This is a genomic window from Pseudomonas sp. NPDC077408, assembly GCF_050269105.1.
Classification (GTDB): domain Bacteria; phylum Pseudomonadota; class Gammaproteobacteria; order Pseudomonadales; family Pseudomonadaceae; genus Stutzerimonas.
Map to the genome: position 1 here is coordinate 1 of NZ_JBNNHS010000010.1, position 25,201 is coordinate 25,201.

The following is a 25,201-nucleotide window of genomic DNA, read 5'->3' on the forward strand; positions in this document are numbered from 1 at the left end:
CGGTAGGGGCTGAGCTGGGCATCGAGGATCACGTGGGAACGCACGTTCATCAAGGCGACGAGCCGCATCATTGGAAAAGGCGTCTGGCGTTCAGTCCCCGTGTTGCCAGAGCCAAAATGTTCTCTTAGCTCAGGTGTATCGGGGGTTCGCAGTAATGCACCATCGACCGCGAACACCTGTAAACCATTCCAACCATCACCCTCGTATCGCTCGCAGCCCCAGTGTCTACCCGTCTGACGAAACAACGATTCGACCGGATCAGCTCCCAGTCGCTTACGCGCCTCAGTCACCCCACTTCGCGCGAGCAACTGATCGGAGGCCAGGCCTTGAGCGCAGATATTCAGACGCCTGGCCACCTCATGCACAGGCTCATCCCGGAACAGCGCCATGCCCAACACCAACCAGAGAACCTGATCGCTTGGCAGGCGACGGCGCCTTATGGTGGCTTGTGCTGAAAGGCTCAGCGCGCTGGCGACCCACTCAACAGGGATGTTCTGCGTGAAGGTACTCAGATCCGAGAAATTGAAGAGATCACCGAGGTCGAGCAATTGCTGCTGAATGGGCATAAAAAATCCGATACCAGAGGACTGGTATCGGATTTTCTAGAAGCCACGGCCTGGACTCAAATGCTTAAGTGAACAGCATTACACCGCATGGTGGGCCTTTTTTGTTTCTGTTCAGCGCTCACTGTGCCGGAAACACGTCGGCGACGCAGCGCCGCCTTGTGAGAGGCCCAGATACCTCGTTGCGATGAATCGGGCTGGAGAATCCAGCCCTGCGGCCGACATAGCGGCGTATGACGTTAGCTTGTCCTGGCGTTTTGATGTTTCCCTTATGGTTTCGCTTGATGTTTCTCACACCTTTACGCAGCTTGCGAGCGCGCTTCGCCATCGTCGTCGCCCTGGTCGTCTTCGTGCTCAGTTGCATTTTCGGCACCGCCATCGGTGAGTCTTCCATTTCGCGATTGAAGGAATGGACGGGACAACAGCTCGGAGAAGCGGCTTTCTCGATGGTTGATCGCCTTGACCGCGACATGAGCGGCCGCTCCAAAGAGCTGACCGTACTCAGTGAGCTCCAAGCGCTTCGCAACCCAGAAAATGTCGGTGAAGCCCGCACGCTTCTCAATCATCTGAGCGATCACTTTCCCAGCTACTCCTGGATCGGCCTCACAAACGCCAACGGCAAGGTGGTCGCCTCCACCGATAGCCTGTTGGAGGGCGTGGACATCTCGGCCAGACCCGTATTCCTCAACGGGGTGGAAAACACCTTTATCGGTGACGTACACGAGGCGGTGTTACTGGCCAAACTGCTGCCGAACCCGTCGGGCGAGGCGATGAAATTTGTCGACATCAGCATGCCCGTGCGCGATGACTCGGGGGCACTGGCAGGGGTGCTGGCCACCCATCTTTCCTGGGAGTGGGCAGATGAGGTTGGCAGATCATTATTTGAACCACTGCAAAAGCGTTTGCCAGGGTTGGAGTTTCTTGTCGTCAGCAAAGACAGGACGGTGCTGCTCGGCCCGAGGGAAATGATCGGTAAGCCTATCGGAATCAAGCTCGAGGACCGTCCCGTGCAGAATTGGTCCGTGGTGCATTGGCCAGACGGCACAGAATATCTGACGGGATTTGCCGAAAGTGTCGGCTTCGAGGACTACCCCGGATTGGGTTGGACCGTCATTGCTCGCCAGCCCGCAAAGATCGCGTTTGCCGAAGCACGCCAGTTACGCGATGAGATTTTCATCTGGGGGGCCATGCTGTCCTTGGCCTTCGCCGTCATCGGCTGGTTTGTTGCGGGAATGATTACACAGCCGCTACGAGAGATCGTTGACGCAGCGGCCCGCATTTCGGAAGGGGCCGCAGTTCGGATTCCGCTACTGAAAAGCACGCAGGAAGTCGAAGCCCTCAGCGTTGCGATACGGCATCTGGTGGACAGCCTGACCCGAAAAAGAAGTCAGCTGGCGTTGGTCGAAGGGATTGCCTATCGCGATACCGTGACCGGACTGCCGAACCGGGCGGCGCTGCAGAAATACGTAGAAGCTGTCCGGACCGAAGAAGAACGGCAGTCGAGCTTCGGCGTTCTGTGCCTGGACCTCGATGGCTTCAAGCCGGTAAATGACCTCTTCGGCCATGCCGTAGGCGATGCGCTCCTGCATGAGGTCGGGTTGCGGCTTTCGGCTTCGATCCGCGACGGAGACATCGCGGTGCGGCACGGTGGAGATGAGTTCGTCCTGCTTCTGCGCCTGCGCAAAGGCGAATCCGTGCGCAATGTGCAGCGCGCGGCCGATCGCATGATCGCCAGGCTTGCCGAGCCGGTATCGCTGGCGGGCGAATCTATCAACATCGGTTGCAGTGTCGGCGGCGCGCTCTGGTCAGGCGGTGACTTTGCCGACGCACTTCGGTCAGCTGACGAAGCGCTATACCGCGCCAAAGGCGCCGGTAAGGGACGAGCGAGCTTTAGCGTTGCCAACAAGGGTGAGGCTAAGGCGCCGGTGCCGCAGGTGGTTTGATAAACCTAGGCGTGAGGGCAGCTGCCATGTTCAGCCGCTTGGCAGGGTTGGCGGGAAACCAGGGCTGATAGCAATAGCCAGCTCGGTAACGCCGATCGATATTCAACGTCCCGCGCTCGACCTCAGTTGAGGCCGAGCTGGTAGTATCGGTTTAGAAGCTAAACAAAAGCTCAGGCGGTGGGCTTGTCCTTCGCCTCGTCTTCTTTCTGCTTTGTGCGTCCTGTTAGGAGAGTACTGGGGCTTGAGTAATCGGTGGTCCTGGCAGCCCTGTCTCGATCAACGTTCCGGTAATCGAGCAAGGCGCCCGTACCCAGTACACCGAGGCTGAGGAGTGCACACAACGCTATCTGAAAGGCGTTCATTTCGAAAACTCAAGGATGGTGGAGAAGGTGCGCCAATACCTGCCGCACCACTATGCAATACCTGCTCCGTCCGGCAATCCATTAGATCTAGGTCGAGTAGCGATTGAAGTGCGTATGGTTTTGAGGGCTTAACGCCACTGCCGCTTCTTCGCGTCGGCGCGAACACTTATCGACACAACAGTCGACCAAATGACTTGATACAAACCGGGCTGAGTGCTCGAGCCTCGCCAGGATGGTTTGTGGCTATGATTTTGCTCCCCATCCGATTCCGGCATGGGTTCTGATCGCAACCTTCTGCTTGAGAGTCTTGATGGAATCGCTTATTCAGCTTTTTTCCGAACCTACCACCTGGGTGGCCCTGGCCACGTTGATTGCCATGGAGGTGGTACTTGGTATCGATAACCTAATCTTCATCTCCATCCTGACCAACAAGCTTCCCGAGCATCAGCGCGAGCGTGCCAGACGCATCGGTATCGGTTTGGCGTTGGTGCTGCGGCTGGGCCTGCTAGGTACCGTAGCCTGGATTGTTCAGTTGACCGAGCCGGTAATCGAACTGTTCGGAAACGCCTTGTCCTGGAAGGACATGATTCTGATTGCGGGTGGTTTGTTTCTGTTGTGGAAGGCCACGAAAGAAATTCACCACACCATGGACCCAACCCCTGGCGGCGACATGTTTGAGGGCAAGCCGCTCGAGAACGCGGTCACCATGGGTTTCAGTGCAGCCATCGCGCAGATACTGCTACTTGATCTCGTGTTCTCCATCGACAGCATCATTACTGCGGTTGGTATGACCGAACATGTTTCGATCATGGTGATCGCTGTCGTCGTCGCAGTGACCGTGATGCTCGTTGCCGCTAATCCGTTGGCCAAGTTCATCAACGATAACCCTACGGTTGTGATGCTCGCCCTGGGCTTTCTGATCATGATCGGCATGACGCTCATTGCCGAAGGCTTCGGCGCGCATGTACCGAAGGGCTTTGTGTATGCAGCGATGGCATTCTCGGCCGGTATAGAGGTGCTGAACATACTGTCCCGACGCGCCAAGCGAAAGCAGCCTGAGTCGGCTCGTTAGAACCACTCTGTCGGTGCCCGGCCTAGCCGGGCGTACTAGGGCTGCGTAACAGGAGCGAGGTGAGTTCGGATGCCCAGCACCAGCGGTCTGCACACAGCAACCGGCCATGCAATTTAGCCGCACGTATCTCCCGCACCGGTAAGGCAGAAACAAAAAAGCCCCGCATCAAACGATGCGGGGCTCTTCTGTTTGGGCTGAGTCCTATCCCTTCGGCCGCTCCGAGCAGCGATTCCTTGCGTCAGTCCTGACGCTTCGCGAGTCCTTCGCGGCAGCCTTGCACCAGCTGAAAGTCACTTCGCTGGTCGCCGAGCTAGGCGTTCCATGGCACACCGAAATGGGTCAGGGAGCGGCTAGCAGCGGCAGCAGGGTTAAGAGGGGCAGTGATGGCAAAAGTTCCACTTTTAGAATGAAAAGGCCATCAGATTAATCACAGCGAGTCGAATCGGTGCCTTCGATTGGCCATCAGTCCCTACTGGCTGTGTTCGCAGGCAGGTTTTCGCCTAGTCATCTCGCCTGTAATCAGTCCGACATTTGCCGGCAGCCGATTCGCTCTAGAGGCCCTTGGCCAGCGTTTCAGTGGATTGCACCGCGATCCATTTCCAGACGTCTGCGTCCGGAACATGCCAGACAAAACGCGGTCTGCTGTGCGTCGCCACTCCAGCGCAACTGAAGGCAATGCTTGCCACCACGGAGCCAGCCTTGAGGAGCCGAGCCACTCGATGAGCGCTATCACCACCCTCTTCCACAAACTCAAGCTGTACCTGTTCAATGCTTCATGGATGATGGCGGAGCGGCTGCTGAACATCGGCGTGGGCTTTCTCATGGCGATTGTGCTGGCCCGCTATCTGGGACCGGAACAGTTCGGGATTCTCGCCTACGCCATATCCATGACCGCGATCTTCGCCTCGGCGGGTCACATGGGACTGGCAGGCCTGGTGGTGCGCGAGGTGGTAAAGCAGCCGGACAAGGTTCCGGAGACGCTGGGCACCACCTTCATGCTTAAGCTGACCGGCATGACCCTCGGTTTCATTCTGGTCTTCGTTTACGCGTGGGTGTTCGAAGAAGTTGGCGGCACCGAGTTCTGGATGCTGCTGATCGTCGCCTCGGCGATCTTCTTCCAGACGTTTGACGTGGTGGAATACTGGTTTCAGTCCCAGGTGCAGGCCCGCTATCCGGCCATCGCCAAGTCCAGCGCAATCCTGCTCTCGGCCGGCCTCAAGCTGTTGATGGTCGTCAGCGGCGCCGGCGTCGTAGCCTTCGCCTTCGCGCATACCGCGCAGTTCATCATCGCCGCGGTGATCCTCGCACTGCTCTACAAAGGCACCACCACTGTCTCGCTGATGAGCTGGAAGGCCAGCTTCGCCAAGGCCAAGGAGCTGCTCAGCCAGGGCTGGATTCTCTACGTCGGTTCGATCTTCGCAGTGATCTACATGAAGATCGATCAGGTCATGCTCAAGTGGATGGTGGGTGCCGAGGAGGTGGGCGTTTATGCCGTGGCCGCACAGCTCTCCGAGGCCTGGTACTTCCTGCCGATCGCCATCGTCGCGTCGTTCTTCCCCAAGCTGATCAAGCTGCATGCGGCCGACCTGGCGCTGTTCAACAAGCGCTTCCAGCAGCTCTTCGACGTCCTGTTCATTCTCGCCATTGCCGTAGCGGTGCTGGTGTCGCTCGTCGCCGAACCCCTGATCGCCCTGCTGTTTGGCGACGAGTACCAGAACTCCGCATCGATCCTCACCATCCATATCTGGGCCGGCGTGTTCATCTTCATGCGAGCGGCGTTCAGCCGTTGGATCTTGATCGAGGGCGCACTGATGTTTTCGCTGATCACCCAGGGCCTCGGCGCGCTGGCCAATATCGGCCTCAACCTGCTGCTGATTCCTCGGTACGGCGGTGAAGGCGCCGCCATGGCCACGCTCATTTCTTATGCGGTTGCTTCATACGCTGCACTGCTGGTGCACAAGAAGACCCGCCCGGTGTTCTACATGATGACCAAGTCAATGTTCAGCCCGGTCCGTTACGCATTCAACGCCGTAGGAGCCACCCGATGAGCCTCATGTCGCTCGCCAGAGCCTTGCCTGATCCTGTGAAGAACGCCATCAAGGCGACCCGGGATAGCACTGGCCTGGCCCTGGTCCGCCTGTTTTCCTCCAGCGGCTTCTTGTCTTCTGCCTATTACTGCCTGATCAGCCGTGAGTTCGACCGGGAACACCGCGCGGTGCTGCTGGGCCGGCTGCATTTCGCTCAGCGGATGCGCGGCAAGGGCGAGAACGATGCCTTCCTGCGGCGCAACGTGCATCGCCTGGAGAAGGGCCTGATCATGCGTCCACGGCGCAGCACCTTTGCCGAGGACTACATCGGCCCGACGGTTCGTTGCTATGCCGATGCGACCCGGGCCGGCGGCGTCAACGGCCAACAGCGCTGGGCCAACGATGTACTTACTGACTATTTCTCAGCCGTTGGCAGCACGCCGCGCATCGACTCGGCCAAGCGCGCCTTCACCAGCACCGAGAACCCCAACGAAACCAACCGCTGCGTGCCCTACCCCCACAGCCAGCTGCCGGACTGCCCGGTTAGCTATGACGAGCTGATGGTGCTGTTCCGCCGTCGCCGCTCGGTTCGCTGGTATCAGGATAAGCCGGTCAGCAATGAGCTGATCGAACAGGCGGTAAGCGCCGCGGCTCTGGCGCCGTCGGCCTGCAACCGCCAGCCGTTTCGCTTCTATGTCAGCAACGGCAAGGAAAAGGCCGCCGAGGTCGCCAAGTGCGCCGGCGGCACGGCGGGTTTCCACGACAATTTGCCCTGCGTGATTGCTGTAGTCGGCGACCTGGGCTGCTATCCAGAGGCACGCGACCGCCACGTGGTCTATATCGACGGCTCGCTGGCCGCCATGCAGCTGATGCTGGCACTGGAAAGCCTGGGCTTGTCGAGCTGCTCGATCAACTGGCCTGACGTCGAAGAAAGAGAACGTCAACTGGCGAAAATACTGGGCCTGGCCTACCAGGAACGCACTGTGATGCTCCTTGCGGTGGGCTATGCCGATCCAACGGGAGGGATTCCTTATTCGGACAAGAAGACCGCAGACGACTTGATTGTATTCAACTGAGGTAAGCGATGATTATCGAGATCAGAAAGGCAGGCTTCGTCAATAAAGGCGCTGAGCTGATGTTGCACGCGGCGTTGCAGAAACTGAGGACCCGGTATCCGGACGCTACCTTCGTCATGGCCCCGACCCCGAAAAAAGCCGAGCAGCCGTTTCGCAAGCTGGTCCAGCTGGGTTTCTATCCCAAGGCCTGGCTGTGGCGCTACGGCATCCAGTGGGGCACGCTGGCCAACTTCGCGCCACGTCCGCTGCGCGAGATGTACGGCGTGGTGCTGGATAAGGAAGTCGATGTGGTCATCGATGCGGCGGGCTTCGCCTACAGCGATCAGTGGGGCGAAGACCCCTGTGCGGAGCTGGCGCAGTCGACCAAGCGCTGGCACAAGAACGGCACCCGCGTGATCCTGATGCCGCAAGCGCTTGGGCCGTTCAAATCGGAGAAAAACCGGGCGGCAATGAAAACGGTGATCGATAACGTCGACCTGATTTTCCCGCGCGAGCGCGTGTCCTACGAGCATCTCACCGAGCTGGTGGGTGAGCAGGCGAAGATCAAGCAATCACCGGACTTCACCAACCTCATCACCGGTGTTCTGCCGCAGGGCTTCGATACCGAACAGAACCGTTTCTGCATCGTCCCCAACTGCCGAATGCTGGACAAGACCGACCAGAAGACGCGCGATGCCTACCTGCCGTTCCTGATCAGCTGCACGCGCTACCTGCTGGAAAAGGGCGCCAAGCCTTTCGTGCTGGTGCATGAAGGCAAGGACGATCAGCGCCTGGCTGACGAACTGTCTGCGGCGGTGGGCGGCATTCCGATCGTCAAGGAAAGCGGTGCACTGGAAATCAAAGGCATCCTCGGCGCCTGCAGCGGCACCCTGGGCAGTCGTTTCCACGGGTTGGTCAGCGCGCTATCCCAAGGCGTGCCAGCCTTGGCCACCGGCTGGAGCCACAAGTACCAGATGCTGTTCGAAGACTACGGTTTCCCTGAAGGGCTGGTTCAGGTCACCACTGACGAGGCGGAAATCAAGCGCAAGATCGACTTGGTGACGGATGATGCTGCGCGGATCCAGGCGTTGATCCAGACCCGTACCGCTCAGCTCAAGCAACAATCCGAGCAGATGTGGCAGCAGGTCTTCGCCGTGATTGACCAGTGTCAGCGTACACACCAGGCGCAGCACCACACCGCTGGCGCGGCCTGATTGACCACCGTGGCGCCGCGAACTGGCGTCACGGTCTACTGTTTTTTGCTGGCGAAGCGCTGGCGAATCAGCCGATACAGGTAATAGAGCACCATCAGCACCACGATCGCGGTGGAAACCGGGTTGAGGTACTCCGAGACTTTCTGGTACTGCGACTCAAGCAGGTAACCGGCCAGCGCCAGCAAGGCCGTCCAGATCAGCGAGCCCAGCGTCGAATAGATCAGAAATTTGGTCATCGACATTCCGGCGATACCCGCGGGCACCGAAATCAGCGTGCGGACCGCCGGAATCAGGCGGCCGAAGAACACCGCGCCCTTGCCGTGACGATCGAACCAGTCGCTGGCCTTGTCGACGTCCTCTGGCGACAGGGTCAACCAGTGGCCCCAGCGTTCGGCGAAATGCTTCATGCGCTTCTGACCGAGTTTGGCGCCGGCGTAGTACCAGGGCAGCGCACCGACCACTGAGCCAGCAGTGCCGACCAGAATCACCGCGATGAAGTTGAGATCACCCCGCGCGGCGACGAAGCCCGCCAGTGGCATGATCAGCTCCGACGGGATGGGCGGGAAGATGTTCTCCAGCAACATCAGCAGGAAAACCCCGACGTAGCCCAATGCCGAAACGATTTCCACGATTTTGTCGAACATCGGTTACCTCTGCTTTTGCGGTAAAGGGGTCTGCGCGGACGGCTCGGTGAGGGTTGGGGCGGGCTTATCGAGAGCCCCGGCCACCTTTGCCGGCAACGACGCGTAGTAATCGGCCAGTGCCTGCATCTGCTCCGGCGTGAGCCGCTGCGCGGCGCTGTGCATGATATGGGCGTACTCCGTACCGCCACGCTTACCGGCCGTGAACAGTTCCAGCTGCAAGTTCAGGTAGCGGGCGTACTGCCCGGCGATGTTTGGATACATCGGATTGCGAGGCCCATCCTTGGGCCCGTGGCAGTGAACGCAGGACGGGATGCCGCGTTCACGCACACCGCGCTCCGCCAGCGACAGGCCCTGGGCCAGGATGTCCGGCGTCGGCTCTGGAGCGTCTGTGCGACTGACTGGCGGCAGATCGGCGTAATGCTGCGCCAGTGCTTCGAGCACCGCCGGCTCCAGACCTGCGGCGATCGGCTGCATGATGCCACTATGCCGCTCGCCCCTTGCGTAGGCCTGCAGCGCACCGAGCAAATATGCCTCGCTCTGCCCGGCCAATCGGGGGAACGCGCCCTCGCCCCGGCCGCCGCCGTCTTCGGCATGGCAACGGTTGCAGTTGGCCAACACCGGACCGAGCGGATCCTTCAGCGGCCGCAGATGATCGGGCGTGACGGGTTTGGCGGTCTCTTCGCTGCGCCCGCCCAGCGCAAGCTGCTTATAGCGCTCGGGCGACATGCTCGGCATCGCCTGGAGGAATGCCACCACGGCCCAGACCTCATCGTCCCTTTTCTGCGCGGGCCAGGCCGGCATGGCGGTGAATTTCACGCCATTCTTCACAATCCAGAACAGCTCCTGCGGCTCCCAGTGCTCGATCTGCGGCGGCAAGTAAGGCGGCTCGGGCGTCATCTGCTGGACGATCAGCGAACGTTCCTGGCCTGGGCCGCCATGGCAGGCCAGGCAGCCCGTGTGATAGTGCCCAGCCCCCTTGAGCACCAACGCCGGATCGTCCAGCGGCGGCACCTTGATGCCCATCGACTGCGTGCTCACCGCACGACGCATGGCGTAGTGCAGCATCCAGCCGGTCGCCTTCCAATGACCCGAGCTGGCACTGATCGAGACCAGTCCCAGCGAAACCAGCACGAACGCGCCCGTGCCCGCCAGCGCTGCCATCAACGCGATGGCCGCCCCAACGCGCTTCCACGAGCCACCGGTCAGCCAGCATAGCCAGCGCCGCAGCGGCGCCGAGCATCGCCGGACCTTGCGTTTAGCTGACTGAAAAGGCATTGCGCTTGTCCTGTAATAGCCCGAAAAGCAGATACAACCCGCCGATAAGATAGGCGCTGCCGCCAAAAGCCAACATGATCACGCCGCCCATCTGTTGATCCTCGAGCGGGCTCATGCCTGAGAGTGCCGAGCCGGTGTGCTCGAACAGCGGTCGGCTCGACATCGCCAGCAGCACGCCGAGCAGCGTCATGTGCATCGAGGTCAGCAGCAGGCCGGCAATGCCGGCCAGCGCGCGCTGATGACGCACGCCGCCGAATGCCGCGAGCCAGACCAACAGCCCAACGAACAGATAGCTGCCCTGTTCCAACAACTCCGCCGATTGCGAGGTGCGCGCCGCATGGTGCAGCGCCGGCATGTGCCAGGCCCAGACCACGAACAACTCGATCACCGAAGCCAGGATCGGCGAGAACAGAAACGGGATGCGATTGGAGAAATCAAACCGGCCGCCAGCAAGGCCGATCGCCAGTAACGGCGCCGCCACCGCCACCACCATCACGTGCATCAGCATATGGCCGACGAACAGCCGATCGGCCATGTCTGGCAGCGGACCGAGCCAGACCGCCCCCAGCGTGGTCAGGCCAAGCATGAACGACAGGCGCCGCCAGATCATGCGCAGCTCCTGATGAAGACCACGCACAGCGCCACGAAGATCGTCGCAACGAAGCTCAGGCCGCTCAACAGCAGCGTCGAGAAGCCAAGGAAGCGATGGCGATCGCCGGGGGTGTCGAAATCATGCGGCGCCGTTGCATGCCCAAAGGAGTGGTGACGCCAGCCTTTCCAGCCGGTCAACCCAATGCCGACCAGCGCAACGAGCGTCAACACACCGATGGCGATGCGAATGTCGCCCAGCTCGCCGCTGCGGCCCGCCACCTTCGCGCACCACACAGACACAGCCAGGTAGGACAGCAGAAAGTGCGCCGCCCAGATGGTCGGGCTGAAGGTGATCAGCCAGAGGGTGTCGCGCTCTTGCGGCGGTGCTTCAGGGGCCTGCTGATCGCCATTCCGTTGCTGTTCGCTCAGGTTTTCACTCATAGCACCTCCGGAAAGCCGGCGATGACCGCGACGGTCACGCCGACGGTGATGAGCATGAAATGCCAGTACAACGCGATATTGCGGATATCGATGTCATGCACCGCCGTCATCCGGCCGGCCGCACGTCGCGCCAAGCAATAGAGCTGCATGATCAGGCCGATGGACAGGTGTATCAGGCACCAGAGCACCAGCACCCACACCGTGGCGGGATAGACATTGCTGGTGGGATCGAGGCCGCTGAAATGCGGCCCGGCCCACATGGAGTAGGCCCCCGCCAGGGTGCAGATCGCTGCCAGCCCCAGCGAGCCGTAGAAGCCCGCCGCCTGATCGCGAAAGTTGCAGTGCCGCGCCAGCAGCGTCAGCGCCCAGGACGCTGCAATCAATCCCAGTCCCAGTACCGGCCAGAACACGCCGGGGCCGGCGGCATCGGCGGGCGGGAAATTCTCGTGCACGGTCCAGAAGAAGAAGTAGCCGAATACCAGACTGCCGAAGGCGCTCATGTCGCCGATCATGGTGATAAAGGTGGCCCACCAGCCCACCGACTTTGCGCCGGAGGCATAGAGCGGCACCGTCACGTCCAGGCCGATATCCTTTTTTGGCTTTTCCGGGATCACCGCCGTGCCGGTCCACAGCCAGATGAGGATGGTGATCAGCGCGAGGCCGGCACTTACCAGCGCTGCGACATACCAGCTGTAGGTCGCGAAGATGAACAGCCCACCGGTGAAGATGGCCGCCCACATGCTCAAGAAGGTCGGGCCCGGCACGCGCAGGCACTGGATCGGCTCGGCATCAATGATGCTGCTGATCAGGGTCTCGCGTTTGCCCTCCTCGGCGTCCGGCAGGTAGAAGCGACCAGCATCCACGTCCCGCATCAGGTCTGGCTGATCCCACAGTGGGTAGCGGCTCTTGATGATCGGAATCGAACGCGCGCCCCAGGCCCTGCCGGGCATTTCTGCCAGCCATTCAAGGGTCCCGGCGTTCCACGGATTGCGCTTGCTGTAGGGCTGTTTGCCCTTGGGCCGCAACACATCCCAGACCAGCACCGCGACGCCGGTGGCGAGGATGAAAGCGCCCACCGTGGACACCATATTCAGCACGTCGAAGCCCATACCCGGCGCATAGGTGTAGACACGCCGCGGCATGCCCAGCAGGCCGGTGAAGTGCATGGGCAGGAAGGCGATGTTGAAGCCGATGAACATCAGCCAGAAGGCGATCCGCCCGAGCCGGTCCGACAGTGTCTTGCTCATCGCCAGCGGGAAGAAGTAGTAGAGGCCGGCGATGACCGGGAACAACATGCCGCCGATCAGCACGTAGTGCAGGTGCGCGACGATGAAATAGGTGTCGTGCGCCTGGAAATCGAACGGCGCCAGCGCCACCATCACGCCGGTCAGCCCGCCCAGCACGAAGATCGCCAGCGCACCGGCGACGAACAGCATCGGTACCGATTTGACGAAACGTCCCGCCAATGCAGTCGCGAGGAAGCAGAAGATCTGCACCCCAGTGGGGATCGCCACCGCTTCAGATGCCGCCGAGAAGAAGGCCAGCGAGATGCCCGGCATCCCGGTGGTGAACATGTGGTGGACCCACAGCCCGAAACTGATGAACCCGGTGCCGACCGCTGCCAGCACGATGAAGCTGTAGCCAACGATAGGCCGCCCGGCTGCGGTGGGCACGATGGTCGCCACCAGCGCCACGGCGGGCAGGAAAATGATGTAGACCTCGGGGTGGCCGAAGATCCAGAACAGGTGCTGCCAGAGCAGCGGGTCACCGCCACGGCTGGCATCGAAGAACGGCCAGTCGAATGCGCGCTCCAGCTCGAACAACAGGTCGCCCGCGATCAGCGGTGGAAACGCGAACAGGATCATTCCCGCGACCACCAGGATGTACCAGGAATACAGCGGGATCAGGTTGATGCGCATCCCCGGCGGCCGTGTTTTCAGCACGCCGACGATCAGCTCCACCGCCGCCGCGATCGAAGACACTTCGATGAATGACAGCCCGAGCAGCCAGATATCCGCGCCGAGGCCGTCCTGATAGGTGGTGGTGAGCGGCGGGTACATGAACCAGCCACCCTGCGGCGCGACGCCGAAAAAGATCGAGCCACAGACGAACACGCCACCAATGATGAAACACCAGAAGCCATAGGCCGACAGACGCGGGAACGGCAAGTCTCGTGCGCCGAGCATCTGCGGCAGGATCAGGATGGAGAAGGCTTCGAAAATCGGCACGCCGAAGAGAAACATCATCACCGAGCCGTGCAGTGTGAACACCTGGTTATAGGTTTCGGCCGATAGGAAATCGTTATCCGGCACCGCCAGCTGAGCGCGAATCAGCATCGCCAGCACGCCGGCAAAGAGGAAAAACAGGAACGACACGCCGGTGTACCAGAGGCCCACCTCGGTGTTGTTTACCGCTGACCAGTAACGCCAGCCGGTGGGGGTCTTCCAGGCTGCGGCAAGGCGTTCGGCCTGTCCTTTGGCGCGGGCTTCGTCCTGCGGGTCGCGGTATGCAATCGGCTCGCTCATTCAAGGCCCTTCAGGTAATGCGCCATGGCGCTCAGCTGTGCCTCAGGCAGCATGCCGAAGGCGGGCATTTTCACGTCTGGCTTGATCGCGCTGCTGTGGCCGATCCAGCGCCGGAAGGCGTCGACATCGGCCGGCAGCGTGCCGGCTGCCAGGGTCAGGCGGCTGCCGACGTGGGTCAGGTCGGGCCCGACCGTGCCGTCGGCGGCCGTGCCGCGCACCTGATGACAGGCACCGCAGCCATTGGCGAGAAAGGCCTGCTGGCCCGCCTGCTGCAATTCCGTTTCCGGTTGCTGTGCGGGCTCTGCCTGTTCGGCTAGCCATTGATCGAAGGCCTCACGGGTCATCACCACTACGGCGAAATTCATCAGCGCGTGGGAGGTGCCGCAGTATTCGGCGCAGGCGCCACGGAAGGTGCCAGTCTCGGTCGGCTCCAGCACCAGCTCGTTGACCCGACCGGGAATCATGTCGACCTTGCCGCCCAGCGATGGGATCCAGAACGAGTGGATCACGTCCGGGCTGGTCAGGCTGAAGGCCACCCGCTCACCCACCGGCAGTCTTATTTCATTCGCCAGTTCAACGGCCTCCCCCGCATCGGTCCGGTAGCGCACCCGCCACCACCACTGCTCACCCGACACCTCGACACGCAGGGCGACATTTTCGGCGGAGCGCAGCTGCGGCATCAGCATCAGCCCGTAGATCAGCAGGCCGGTCAAAACCACGACGGGGAAAATGATCCCGCCGCCGATGATCAGCCAACGGGCGCTGCGGATACCGTGAGCTTCCGGGTGTGCCTGGGTGGCATACAGGGCGATGCCCATCACCACCAGCCAGATGACCAGCGCACCGCCCGCCATCCACCAGAACAATGTGGCGATGCTCTGTGCGCCGGCACCAGCGGGGTTCAGCGCCGACTGCTGGCCGTCGCACCCCACCAGCACCGCACTCAGCAGCAACAGGCAGACGCCATGCGGCTGCAAGCGTGCTGTGGTGAGGTCGTTTGTTAGGGTCAGCCGCATGGTCCGCCTCGCTGTGGGTCACGTTTTGTGACACTCCTCAGGCGGGAAAAGTTGGATAACCGGTCGAATTCGTGAGCGGTGGACCCTTAAGTCGTTGCGCTTGTCCTAAAAAACAAGGAAATCGACTTTGGAGAACGCATGGCCACAGACAGACGACACCGACGCTACCTTTTGATTTTGGTCGGCCTGTTCCTGTTGATCTGGGGTGCGCTGGCGATCGATCCGTTCAACCGCCATGACTGGCTGTTGGAGAACCTCTTGGTGGTGGGGTTGGCAGCGGCCTTGTTGCTGGGGCACAAGCACTACCTGCCCTCCCGCAGCGCCGCGACACTGATCTTCCTTTATCTCTGCATCCATCAGCTTGGCGCCCACTACACCTACGCCAACGTGCCTTATAACGATTGGTGGCTGGCACTGACCGGCGAAGGCTTGAATGAACAGCTGGGTTGGGAGCGCAATCAGTTCGACCGCTTGGCACACTTCAGCTATGGGCTGCTTCTGGCCTATCCGATGCGTGAGGTGCTGGTGCGCATGGGCCTGCGCCCTGGATTCTGGAGCCTGGTATTGCCGATAGACATCGTGCTGTCGACCTCGGCGATTTACGAGCTGATCGAATGGGCAGGCGCGGAAGTGTTAGACGGCGGCCTGGGGCGCACCTTTCTCGCCACTCAGAATGATCGCTGGGACCCACAGAAGGACATCGCGCTGGCAGCCGGCGGCGCGCTGATCGCCATGATCATTACCGGAATCGTCAGCCGAACACGGCGCCAGCGTGGCGACTCGGCCGGATGACGACTGTCGCCGGTCTCACGGACGGGCGGCGTCTCCAAGCCGCTCGGGCGAGTCGGATGGCTCGGGATCTGTGGTCACGCCGATCCGGCGCAGGTACCACTGATGAGCCACGTATGCGCAACCCCAGCCAAGCAGAACGCCAAGGGTATTGGCGAGCATGTCGCCCAGCGACGCCTGTCGATTGGGCAGCAGGCTCTGCCCGACTTCGATCAGCGTGGCCGCCGCCAGGCTTGCCGCCACGGCCCAGAACACGCTCCACTGCGGGAAGGCCAGGCGCAGCGAGAACATCAGCGCGGCGAAGCCAAGCATGTGGTGCAGCTTGTCCTGCTGGTCGAACACCTGAGGAACCGGTTCCGGCCGCAATCCGCTGAAGAGGATGACCGCTAGCACCGCGAGGAACGGCAGGACGCGCAAGTAATTCATAGGCAATCGGTAGCTCTTGCTGAGATCGGAAAGGTGAAGTTGGCAGGGCCCGAATCGCGGGCGTGATGAAGACGTCAACAAAGGCGGCGTAAGATAGCAGCCCCTCGACGCAGCGCGTACCGAGCATGGTCGTCGGCGTGCACGCTATGGAGGTCGGAAGCGGTCGATAGTTCGTGCCGGCCTGTAACAAATTGCGCCGCTGTCGACCAACTGCCCATATTCGACGCCTCAGAGACCTAAACGTAACCTCGTGATCGAGGTCCGAACTGTTAGGATCTGGGCAATGCTACGGGGTACGGCGTATGCCGCCCCGCTACCAGCACTACGGGATACCACTTTGACGCACCCCACTTCGCTGCCAGGCAGTCTGCAGCGGCAGCCGACACAGGACGCCCACGCCACACTCACCATTGGCGGCGACTGGACCCTGCAGCACTACGCCACGCTGCGGCGGGAGATTGAGCGCACGCGCCGCCAGGTCACAGACACCGATCGGGTCGAGCTCGATTCGCTTGGCGAGCTGGATACCGCGGGCGCCGGGCTACTGATCGAACTGATCGGCCCCGCACGGGTGGCCCGTCTGAGCGACTGGGCGCCGCAGCTGCCGGCGGAACGCCAAGCCTTGTTGAAAACCGTCGCCGCCGCGCTGGACCAGCCAGAAGCCGAGCAGGCGCCGGCCACCAATGGCTTTGCCGATGTGCTGGCCCATGTTGGACGTACCGTGTCGGGTGTCTGGAATCAGCAGCGCACTCTGCTCGGCTTCATTGGCCTGACCCTACAGACCCTGTTCACCGTGCTCCCCAACCCGCGGCGCTGGCGGGTCACAGCGTTGGTGGCGCACATCGAGCAAACCGGGCTGGACGCGATCCCCATCGTCGCCCTGCTGACCTTTCTGGTCGGTGCGGTGGTGGCTTTTCTAGGCGCCACGGTGCTGGCCGATTTCGGCGCGACCATCTACACGGTCAACCTTGTTGCCTTCTCGTTTCTGCGTGAATTTGGCGTGTTGCTGGCGGCGATCCTGCTAGCCGGGCGCACCGCGAGCGCTTTTGCCGCACAGATCGGGGCGATGAAATCCAACGAGGAAATCGACGCCATCCGCACCCTTGGCTTGAGCCCCATCGAGCTGCTGGTACTGCCACGGGTGCTGGCGATGCTGATCACGCTTCCGATCCTGACCTTTATCGGCATTCTCAGCGGCATCGTCGGCGGGCTGGTGGTCTGCTCCTTGGCGCTGGACATTTCGCCCGCCATGTTCTTCACCATCTTGCAGCGCGACATCCCGCTCAACCACTTTCTGGTCGGCATGGCCAAGGCGCCAGTGTTCGCCTTCCTGATCGCAGTGATCGGCTGTCTCGAGGGCTTCAAGGCCAGCGGCAGCGCGCAGTCGGTGGGCGAACACACCACCTCCAGCGTGGTGCAATCGATCTTCATGGTGATCCTGCTCGATGCGGTCGCCGCCCTGTTCTTCATGGAGATGGGCTGGTGAGAACAGACGAACCCGTGATCCAGGTCCAGGGCCTGGTCAATCGCTTCGGCAAACAGGCGGTGCACGTCAATCTCGATCTGGATATCCGTCGCGGCGAAATCCTTGGCGTGGTCGGCGGTTCCGGCACTGGCAAGTCGGTGCTGCTGCGCAGCATCGTCGGCCTGCGCCGGCCCAATGCCGGTAGCGTGAAGGTGTTCGGTGAGAACCTGCTGAAGCTCTCGACCCAGCGCCGCTCGGAAGTCGAGCGGCGCTTCGGCGTGCTGTTCCAGCGCGGCGCCCTGTTCACCTCGCTCAACCTCCAGGAAAACGTTGCCTTGCCGCTGATCGAGCACATCGGCCTCAAGCGCGCCGATGCCGAACATCTGGCACGGCAGAAGCTGGCGCTGGCTGGCCTGCCGCCGGAAGCCGCCTGCAAGTATCCCGACGAGTTGTCCGGCGGTATGGTCAAGCGCGCCGCCCTGGCTCGCGCGCTGGCGCTGGATCCGGAGGTGCTGTTTCTCGATGAACCCACCGCGGGCCTCGACCCTATCGGCGCGGCGGCCTTCGACCAGTTGATCCTGACCCTGCGCGATGCGCTGGGCTTCAGCGTATTTCTGGTCACCCACGACTTAGACACGCTGTACACCATATGCGACCGCATTGCCGTGCTGGCGCAAAAACGCGTACTGGTGGTCGACACGCTGGAAAAGGTCGCCGCCACTGACGACGAATGGATTCGCGAATATTTTCACGGCCCTCGTGGCCGCGCCGCGCACGAAGCCGCGCAACGGTTGGAGAAACCATAATGGAAACTCGCGCCCATCATGTATTGATCGGACTGTTCACCGTGGCAGCCGTCGGCTGCGCCCTGCTCTTCGCCCTGTGGCTGGGCAAATCCAGCATGGACCGGGAGTACAGCTATTACGTTATCGGCTTCAGCCAGGCCGTCAGCGGGCTGTCGAGTGGCAGCTCGGTGGAATACAGCGGCATCAAAGTCGGCGATGTCACCGAGCTGTGGCTGCAGCCAGACGACCCGCGCAAGGTTCGAGCGCGGATCCGCGTCTACGCCGGCACGCCCATCAAAACCGATACCCAGGCGCGCCTGGCGCTGGCCAATATCACTGGCAGCATGGTCATCCAGCTGCACGGCGGCACCCCGGATGCCCCGCGGCTCGAAGGCGACCGCGAAGACCCACCGCTGATCATCGCCGACCCGTCCTCACTCAGCGCACTGCTGGAAAACGGCGAAGACCTGATGAGCAACATCAACAACCTGCTGCTCAGCGCCAACCAGATCTTCTCCGAGGAGAACACCACGCGCCTGAGCCGCACGCTGGAGCACCTGGAACAGGCCACCAGCGTGCTCTCGGAGCAACGCGGCGATCTGTCCCAGACACTCCAGCAATTCAACCAACTGAGCCAACAAGCCAATACCGTGATGGGTGAGCTGTCGAGCCTGACACGCAACGCCAACGACCTGCTCGATGATCAGGGCCGCAGCGTACTGGACAGCGCAGCGCAATCGATGAGCGCGCTGGACCGCACCACCTCGCGTCTGGATACCTTGCTCGAAGAAAACCAGGGCGCGCTGAACAATGGCATGCAGGGCTTCAACGAACTCGGCCCGGCGATCAACGAACTGCGCAGCACCCTCGGTGCGCTGCGCCGGGTCACCCAGCGCCTGGAAGACAACCCGAGTGGTTTCCTCCTCGGCCGCGACAAACTGCAGGAGTTCAACCCATGAGCCTTCGCCAATCCCTGTCCCGCTTTGCGCTGCTCGGGCTGCTCTCGGCCCTCGCCGCCTGTTCGGTGCTGCCGGAGTCCGAGACCCTGCGGATCTTTTTGCTGCCGACCACACCGACGCCGCAGCAAGCCAGCGAGCCGACCATCCAGCAAGCGCTGCGCATCAACACACCGCAGGCCAGCCGCATCCTCTCCGGCCAGCGCATCGCCGTCGTGCCGCAGGGCAACGAAATCAGTGCCTACGGCGGCGCACGCTGGAGCGACGCTGCGCCGGTGCTGCTGCGCGACCGCCTGATCGAAGCCTTCCAGCGCGACGGGCGCATGCCTTCGGTAAGCAACGAAGACGTCAATCTCTATGCGGACCTCAGCCTGCACAGCGATCTGCGCGCCTTCCAGACCGTCTACATCGATGGCAAGCCGGTGGTGGTGATTACCCTCGATGCGCGGCTGGTCAATCGCAACGACCAGCGCACCCTGGCCAACCGCCGCTTCGAAGTCCGTCAGCCGAGCGCCGACCCCAGCGTGGAAAGTGTGGTCGACGCCTTCGGCCAGGCCAGCGACAGGATCAGTGCCGATATTCTCGAATGGACGCTGAGCCATGCCCGACAACTGCCCTGAGCAACTGCCGTACGGTAGGCGCTAATCGCCTCAAAATTGATCCAGATACACACAAGTAGCGTATTAGAGCGCCTAAGATGACTCCGGACGATTAATAGCCGGAGCAGAGTCATGAGTCAGCCACGCACCCGAGCCGCACTCAAGGTTCTTGCAGCCGCCGCCGTGATTGCCGTCATCGGGGCGCTGCTGTGGAACGAATTGCGCCCCAGCGGTCTCGGCGAAGGGTTCGCCAGCGGTAATGGTCGCATCGAAGCGACCGAGATTGATGTCGCCACCAAGAGCCCGGGCCGAGTGATTGAAATCCTCGTGGACGAGGGTGACTTCGTCCAGCCGGGCCAGGTACTGGCGCGTATGGATACCGATGTGCTCCAGGCGCAATTGAACCAGGCGCGTGCGCAGGTCCGCCAGGGCGAGAATGCCATCCTTACCGCAGAGGCCATGGTCGCTCAGCGGGAAAGCGAGCGCGCCACCGCCGAAGCCGTCGTCACCCAGCGCCGAGCCGAACTGACCGCCGCCCAGAAGCGCCATCAACGGACCGAAACCCTGGTGGCGCGCAACGCCATGGCGCGACAGCAGCTCGACGATGACCTGGCCGCGATGCAAAGCGCCCAGGCGGCGCTCGCCGCCGCACGCTCACAAGTGGTGTCTGCCGACGCCGGCATTGCTGCAGCGAAATCCCAGGTGATCGAGGCGCGCTCGGCTGTCGAGGCGGCACAAGCCGGCGTTGAACGACTGCAGGCAGACATTCGCGACAGCGAACTGAAGAGCGACCGGGTGGCTCGCGTGCAATACCGCGTGGCGCAGCCCGGCGAAGTCCTCGGCGCGGGGGGCAAGCTGCTCAATCTGGTCGATCTGGCCGACGTCTACATGACCTTCTTCCTGCCCGAACGTCAGGCCGGACGCGTGGCGATCGGCGCCGAGGTACGGCTGGTGATCGACGCCGCTCCGCAGTACGTGATTCCGGCCAAGGTCAGTTATGTAGCCAGCGTGGCGCAATTCACACCAAAGACCGTGGAAACCGAAAGCGAGCGCGAAAAACTGATGTTCCGGGTCAAGGCACGCATCGATCCGGAACTGCTCAAGCGTCACATGGAGCAGGTCAAGACCGGCCTGCCGGGCATGGCCTATCTGAAGCTCGACGCTGAAAGCGAGTGGCCCGCCGATCTGCAGATCAATGTAACGCCATGAGCGAGCCGCTCGATTCGGTGGTGCAGGTTGCCGGGGTCAGCCTGCAATACGGCAAGACGCGTGCTCTGGATGAGCTGACGCTGACCTTGCCCGCGCGATGCATGGTCGGCCTGATCGGCCCCGATGGGGTGGGCAAGTCCAGCCTGCTGGCGTTGATCTCCGGGGCGCGAAAGCTGCAGCAGGGCACGATAGGCGTACTCGGCGGCGACATCGCCGACCCCGGCCACCGGCGCAGGGTCTGCCCGCGTATCGCCTACATGCCTCAGGGGCTGGGCAAGAATCTGTATCCAACGCTCACCGTTTTCGAGAATCTCGAATTCTTCGGTCGCTTGTTCGGCCAGGCGGGCGAGGAGCGCCACTGGCGCATTGCTGAACTGACCCGCAGCACGGGCCTCGCGCCCTTTCTCGAACGGCCGGCGGGCAAACTCTCCGGCGGCATGAAACAGAAGCTCGGCCTCTGCTGCGCGCTGATCCACGACCCCGATCTGTTGATCCTCGACGAGCCCACTACCGGCGTCGATCCGCTGTCGCGTGCACAGTTCTGGGAGCTGATCGAGCGCATCCGCCGCGAGCGCCCACAGATGAGTGTGCTGGTGGCCACCGCCTATATGGATGAGGCGCAGCGCTTCGACCATCTGGTGGCGATGGACGCCGGCCGCGTGCTGGCCACCGGCACGCCAGCCGAATTGCTGGCGCGCACCGCCAGCGACTCGCTGGAGCAGGCCTTCATCCGCCTGCTGCCGGACGCCAAACGCAATCAGCATCGAGAACTGGTCATCCCGCCGCAGCCGCATAGCGACAGCATTGCGATCGAGGCCCACGGTTTGACGATGCGCTTCGGCGATTTCGTCGCGGTGGATCAGGTCAATTTCCGCATCGCCCGTGGCGAAATCTTCGGTTTCCTCGGCTCCAACGGCTGCGGCAAGACCACCACCATGAAAATGCTCACCGGCCTGCTGCCGGCCAGCGAGGGCGAGGCGCTGCTGTTCGGCAAGCCGGTGGACCCGCACGACATGCAGACCCGCCAACGCGTCGGCTACATGTCCCAGGCGTTCTCGCTGTACAGCGAGCTGACCGTGCGGCAGAACCTCGACCTGCACGCCCGGCTGTTCCACCTGCCGGTCGAACGGCGCGGGCCGCGCGTGCAGGAGATGCTCACGCGCTTCGATCTCACCGGCGATGCCGACAGCCTGCCCAGTCGCTTGCCGCTAGGCGTGCGTCAGCGCCTGTCGCTGGCGGTGGCGGTGATCCACAATCCCGAAATCCTGATTCTCGACGAGCCCACTTCCGGCGTCGATCCGGTTGCCCGCGACGGCTTCTGGGAACTGCTGGTGCAGCTGTCACGTGAAGACGGCGTGACCATTTTCATCTCGACCCATTTTATGAACGAGGCACTGCGCTGCGACCGCATTTCGTTGATGCACGCCGGCCGGGTACTCGACAGCGACACGCCACAAGCGCTGATGACCAAGCGCGGGCTGCCGACGCTCGAAGCAACCTTCATCGCCTACTTGGAGGAAGCCGCCGCGGCGCATGCCGGCGAACAGCCGGCAGCCACCTCAACCGCTACGCACGGCCCGATCGAAGCGTCCAGCAACAGTGGCCGCCAGGCACGTTTCAGCCTGCGGCGGCTGCTCAGCTACACCCGCCGCGAGGCCATGGAACTGCGCCGCGACCCGATCCGCGCAACGCTGGCGATGCTCGGCAGCGTGCTACTGATGTTCATCATGGGTTACGGGGTCAGTTTCGACGTGGAAAACCTGACCTATGCCGTGCTCGACGGGGATCAGACCACCACCAGCCAGCATTACCTGCAGAACATCGCCGGCTCGCGCTACTTCTTGGAAAAGCCGGCCCTGGCCAGCCATGCCGAACTGGATGCACGCCTGCGCAGCGGCGACATCAGCCTGGCGGTGGAAATCCCACCCAATTTCGGCCGCGACCTCAAACGCGGGGCCGTGCCTCAGGTCGCGTTCTGGATCGATGGCGCCATGCCCATGCGGGCCGACACCATCAAAGGCTACGTGCAGGGCATCCATCTGACCTACCTGCAGCAACTGGCCCGCGAAGCCGGCGTAGACGGGCAGTTGGCGCCAGCCGACGTAGCCATCCGCTACCGCTACAACCCCGACGTGCAGAGCCTTCCAGCCATGGCGCCTGCGATGATTCCGCTGCTCTTGATGATGATCCCGGCGATGCTCACCGCCTTGGGTGTCGTGCGCGAGAAGGAGTTGGGCTCGATCACCAACTTCTACGTCACCCCGACCACCCGCCTGGAGTTCCTGCTCGGCAAGCAGCTGCCCTACATCGCCCTGGGCATGTTCAACTTCGCCACCCTGGCACTGCTGGCGGTGTTCGTCTTCGGCATCCCGATCAAGGGCAGCATCCTGACCCTCTGCCTCGGCGCGTTGCTCTACGTGACCTGCGCCACCGGGCTGGGCCTGTTGATGTCGTCGATACTCAACAGCCAGATCGCAGCCATTTTCGGCACCACCATCGTTACCCTGCTACCGGCAATCCAATTTTCCGGGCTGATCCACCCAATCTCGGCAATGGAAGGGTTCGGCGCCTTTATCGGCAAACTCTATCCCACCAGCCATTTTCTGATCATCAGCCGCGGAGTGTTTTCCAAGGCGCTGGGCCTGGCCGACCTGTACCCGTATTTCATCCCGATGCTCCTGGCGATTCCGCTGCTGACCCTGCTCAGCGTCGCCGGCCTGCGCAAGCAGGAGAAATAGCATGGCCAATATCCGGCGCAAGCTCAGCAACATCATCCAGCTCGGCCTCAAGGAGCTGCGCAGCCTCTACCGCGATCCGGCAATGTTGGTGCTGATCATCTATTCGTTCACCCTGGCCATTTACGAAGGCGCCACCGCCGTGCCCGAGGCGCCGCACCGCGCCAGCATCGCCGTGGTCGACGAGGATCGGTCGCAGGCCTCGCTGCGTATCGTCAACGCCTTCCAGCTGCCCTACTTCATTGAGCCCAAGGCCATCACCCTGCAGCAGATGGACAGCGGCATGGATGCCGGCCTCTACACCTTCACCCTGAACATCCCGCCGAACTTCCAGGCAGATTTACTGGCCGGTCGCCAGCCGACAATCCAGCTCAATGTCGACGCCACCCAGGTCAGCCAGGCGTTCACCGGGGCAGGCCAGATCCAGCAGATCATCGCCAGCGAGACGGCCGACTTCGTCCGCCGCTACCGCAGCGTTGATGCCCTGCCGGTCGAAGCCGTCGTGCGCACGGCCTTCAACCCCAACCTGAATCGCGCCTGGTTCGGTGCCGTGAACGAGGTGATCAACCAGATCACCATGCTGGCGATCATCCTCACCGGCGCCGCTCTGATCCGCGAGCGCGAACACGGCACGATCGAGCACCTGCTGGTGATGCCGGTGACGCCATTCGAGATCATGGTCGGCAAGGTCTGGGCGATGGGATTGGTGGTGTTGGCCGCCGCGGCGTTCGCGCTGCGCTTCGTTGTCGAGGGTTGGCTCGACATCCCGATTCAGGGCTCGCTGCTGCTGTTTGCCAGTGGCGCCGCGCTGCACCTGTTTGCCGCGACGTCCATGGGCATCTTCTTCGGCACGGTGGCGCGCTCGATGCCGCAACTGGGTCTGCTGGTAATCCTCACGTTGATCCCGCTGCAGATCCTCTCCGGTGGCGTGACCCCGCGCGAGAGCATGCCTGCGCTGATCCAGCACATCATGCTAGCGGCACCGACCACCCATTTCGTCGAACTGGCGCAGGCCATTCTCTTCCGCGGCGCTGGCGTCTCGGTGATCTGGCCACAACTGCTGGCGCTGCTGGCGATCGGCGCGGTGTTCTTCCTCGGTGCGTTGTCGCGGCTGCGGCAGTCGTTGCGTTAGTGATCGTCGCTGGTAAGCGGGTCACCCTCGGGCGACGGCTGTAATTCGACCTCGAACACTGAACCGCCCGCAGCGTGCTCGACGCCGGTCAGCGCACCGAACAGTCGTAGCTGGTGCTCAAAGGTCGACTGGATCTGCGAGACCCGCGACACCATGCGGCGGCTAGCGATGCGCACGGCAGGGTCTTCGCTGGCCATCATCTCGAACGAATAGGTGGTCACGGCCTCGCTCAGTTGCGACAGGCTGCGCGCAGTCATACTCAGAAACTCGACGAGTTGCTCGTTACAAGTGTGCATTCCATTGCCACCTAACAGTTGATATCGCCATGATGTTACTGCATTTTTGCCACCTGCCTGCATCGCCGCTTTGGTCGAATT

Annotated in this window: 22 protein-coding genes; 13 read left to right on the forward strand and 9 right to left on the reverse strand. The window is 62.1% G+C overall.

Annotated elements, in window-relative coordinates; translation table 11 throughout:
* A partial coding sequence (locus tag ACQKEK_RS19470; RefSeq protein WP_499167682.1) for a transposase domain-containing protein occupies positions 1-560 on the reverse strand: 560 nt, incomplete at its 3' end.
* 287 nt (positions 561-847) lie between these two features.
* On the opposite strand from ACQKEK_RS19470, the gene ACQKEK_RS19475 reads away from it, so the two are divergent.
* The 5 genes from ACQKEK_RS19475 (at position 848) to ACQKEK_RS19495 (ending at position 8,236) form a co-directional block, all read left to right on the forward strand.
* Positions 848-2,506 carry a diguanylate cyclase domain-containing protein gene (locus tag ACQKEK_RS19475; protein ID WP_499144100.1) on the forward strand — a complete coding sequence of 553 codons (1,659 nt, stop codon included), beginning with the start codon at positions 848-850 and terminating at the stop codon, positions 2,504-2,506.
* Positions 2,507-3,178: 672 nt separating this feature from the next.
* Positions 3,179-3,940, forward strand: a complete 762-nt coding sequence (locus ACQKEK_RS19480) for a TerC family protein (RefSeq protein WP_499144101.1) — start codon at positions 3,179-3,181, stop codon at positions 3,938-3,940.
* A 719-nt stretch (positions 3,941-4,659) separates the two neighbouring features.
* Complete coding sequence (locus ACQKEK_RS19485; RefSeq protein ID WP_499144102.1) at positions 4,660-5,988, forward strand: flippase; 1,329 nt, start codon at positions 4,660-4,662, stop codon at positions 5,986-5,988.
* A complete protein-coding gene (locus ACQKEK_RS19490) occupies positions 5,985-7,043 on the forward strand; it encodes a nitroreductase family protein (protein WP_499144103.1) in 1,059 nt (352 codons plus the stop codon). Before ACQKEK_RS19485 ends, ACQKEK_RS19490 begins: the two co-directional genes overlap by 4 nt.
* A gap of 8 nt (positions 7,044-7,051) precedes the next feature.
* Positions 7,052-8,236 carry a polysaccharide pyruvyl transferase family protein gene (locus ACQKEK_RS19495; protein ID WP_499144104.1) on the forward strand — a complete coding sequence of 395 codons (1,185 nt, stop codon included), beginning with the start codon at positions 7,052-7,054 and terminating at the stop codon, positions 8,234-8,236.
* Between the two features lie 35 nt (positions 8,237-8,271).
* Here the strand turns inward: ACQKEK_RS19495 and ACQKEK_RS19500 are convergent, their stop codons facing one another.
* Genes ACQKEK_RS19500 through coxB form a run of 6 tightly spaced genes read right to left on the reverse strand, consistent with a single transcriptional unit; the run spans position 8,272 to position 14,728 of the window.
* Positions 8,272-8,880 carry a DedA family protein gene (locus ACQKEK_RS19500; RefSeq protein WP_045423282.1) on the reverse strand — a complete coding sequence of 203 codons (609 nt, stop codon included), beginning with the start codon at positions 8,878-8,880 and terminating at the stop codon, positions 8,272-8,274.
* 3 nt (positions 8,881-8,883) lie between these two features.
* A complete protein-coding gene (locus ACQKEK_RS19505) occupies positions 8,884-10,155 on the reverse strand; it encodes a c-type cytochrome (RefSeq protein ID WP_499144105.1) in 1,272 nt (423 codons plus the stop codon).
* Positions 10,136-10,765, reverse strand: coding sequence for a cytochrome c oxidase assembly protein (locus ACQKEK_RS19510; protein ID WP_084797665.1), 630 nt, complete (start codon positions 10,763-10,765; stop codon positions 10,136-10,138). The genes ACQKEK_RS19505 and ACQKEK_RS19510 overlap by 20 nt, the downstream gene beginning before the upstream one ends.
* Positions 10,762-11,187, reverse strand: coding sequence for a hypothetical protein (locus ACQKEK_RS19515; RefSeq protein WP_499144106.1), 426 nt, complete (start codon positions 11,185-11,187; stop codon positions 10,762-10,764). Before ACQKEK_RS19515 ends, ACQKEK_RS19510 begins: the two co-directional genes overlap by 4 nt.
* Positions 11,184-13,712, reverse strand: a complete 2,529-nt coding sequence (gene ctaD / locus ACQKEK_RS19520) for a cytochrome c oxidase subunit I (protein WP_499144107.1) — start codon at positions 13,710-13,712, stop codon at positions 11,184-11,186. Before ctaD ends, ACQKEK_RS19515 begins: the two co-directional genes overlap by 4 nt.
* Positions 13,709-14,728, reverse strand: coding sequence for a cytochrome c oxidase subunit II (coxB, locus tag ACQKEK_RS19525; RefSeq protein ID WP_499144108.1), 1,020 nt, complete (start codon positions 14,726-14,728; stop codon positions 13,709-13,711). The genes ctaD and coxB overlap by 4 nt, the downstream gene beginning before the upstream one ends.
* A 138-nt stretch (positions 14,729-14,866) precedes the next feature.
* Between coxB and ACQKEK_RS19530 the strand changes: the two genes are divergently transcribed.
* Positions 14,867-15,520 (forward strand): DUF2238 domain-containing protein, encoded by a 654-nt coding sequence (locus ACQKEK_RS19530; protein ID WP_499144109.1) that lies wholly within the window; start codon positions 14,867-14,869, stop codon positions 15,518-15,520.
* A 15-nt stretch (positions 15,521-15,535) separates the two neighbouring features.
* On the opposite strand, the gene ACQKEK_RS19535 is transcribed toward ACQKEK_RS19530, so the two are convergent.
* Positions 15,536-15,943 (reverse strand): VanZ family protein, encoded by a 408-nt coding sequence (locus ACQKEK_RS19535; protein WP_499144110.1) that lies wholly within the window; start codon positions 15,941-15,943, stop codon positions 15,536-15,538.
* Between the two features lie 337 nt (positions 15,944-16,280).
* On the opposite strand from ACQKEK_RS19535, the gene ACQKEK_RS19540 reads away from it, so the two are divergent.
* The 7 genes from ACQKEK_RS19540 to ACQKEK_RS19570 all read left to right on the forward strand — a co-directional run bounded on the left by ACQKEK_RS19540 (position 16,281) and on the right by ACQKEK_RS19570 (position 24,824).
* Positions 16,281-17,429, forward strand: a complete 1,149-nt coding sequence (locus ACQKEK_RS19540; protein WP_231108009.1) for an MlaE family ABC transporter permease — start codon at positions 16,281-16,283, stop codon at positions 17,427-17,429.
* Complete coding sequence (locus tag ACQKEK_RS19545) at positions 17,426-18,214, forward strand: ABC transporter ATP-binding protein (protein ID WP_045423267.1); 789 nt, start codon at positions 17,426-17,428, stop codon at positions 18,212-18,214. Before ACQKEK_RS19540 ends, ACQKEK_RS19545 begins: the two co-directional genes overlap by 4 nt.
* Complete coding sequence (locus tag ACQKEK_RS19550; protein ID WP_045423264.1) at positions 18,214-19,152, forward strand: MlaD family protein; 939 nt, start codon at positions 18,214-18,216, stop codon at positions 19,150-19,152. The genes ACQKEK_RS19545 and ACQKEK_RS19550 overlap by 1 nt, the downstream gene beginning before the upstream one ends.
* A complete protein-coding gene (locus ACQKEK_RS19555; protein ID WP_499144111.1) occupies positions 19,149-19,769 on the forward strand; it encodes an ABC-type transport auxiliary lipoprotein family protein in 621 nt (206 codons plus the stop codon). The genes ACQKEK_RS19550 and ACQKEK_RS19555 overlap by 4 nt, the downstream gene beginning before the upstream one ends.
* A 111-nt stretch (positions 19,770-19,880) precedes the next feature.
* Complete coding sequence (locus ACQKEK_RS19560; protein ID WP_499144112.1) at positions 19,881-20,957, forward strand: HlyD family secretion protein; 1,077 nt, start codon at positions 19,881-19,883, stop codon at positions 20,955-20,957.
* Positions 20,954-23,695 carry a ribosome-associated ATPase/putative transporter RbbA gene (gene rbbA / locus ACQKEK_RS19565; protein WP_499144113.1) on the forward strand — a complete coding sequence of 914 codons (2,742 nt, stop codon included), beginning with the start codon at positions 20,954-20,956 and terminating at the stop codon, positions 23,693-23,695. The genes ACQKEK_RS19560 and rbbA overlap by 4 nt, the downstream gene beginning before the upstream one ends.
* 1 nt (position 23,696) lies before the next feature.
* Complete coding sequence (locus ACQKEK_RS19570; RefSeq protein WP_499144114.1) at positions 23,697-24,824, forward strand: ABC transporter permease; 1,128 nt, start codon at positions 23,697-23,699, stop codon at positions 24,822-24,824.
* Here ACQKEK_RS19570 and plzR read toward each other — a convergent pair.
* Positions 24,821-25,120: a PlzR type 4 pili assembly inhibitor gene (gene plzR, locus ACQKEK_RS19575; RefSeq protein ID WP_499144115.1), complete on the reverse strand. Its 300-nt coding sequence runs from the start codon at positions 25,118-25,120 to the stop codon at positions 24,821-24,823. The genes ACQKEK_RS19570 and plzR overlap by 4 nt on opposite strands.
* Positions 25,121-25,201 lie beyond the last annotated feature (81 nt).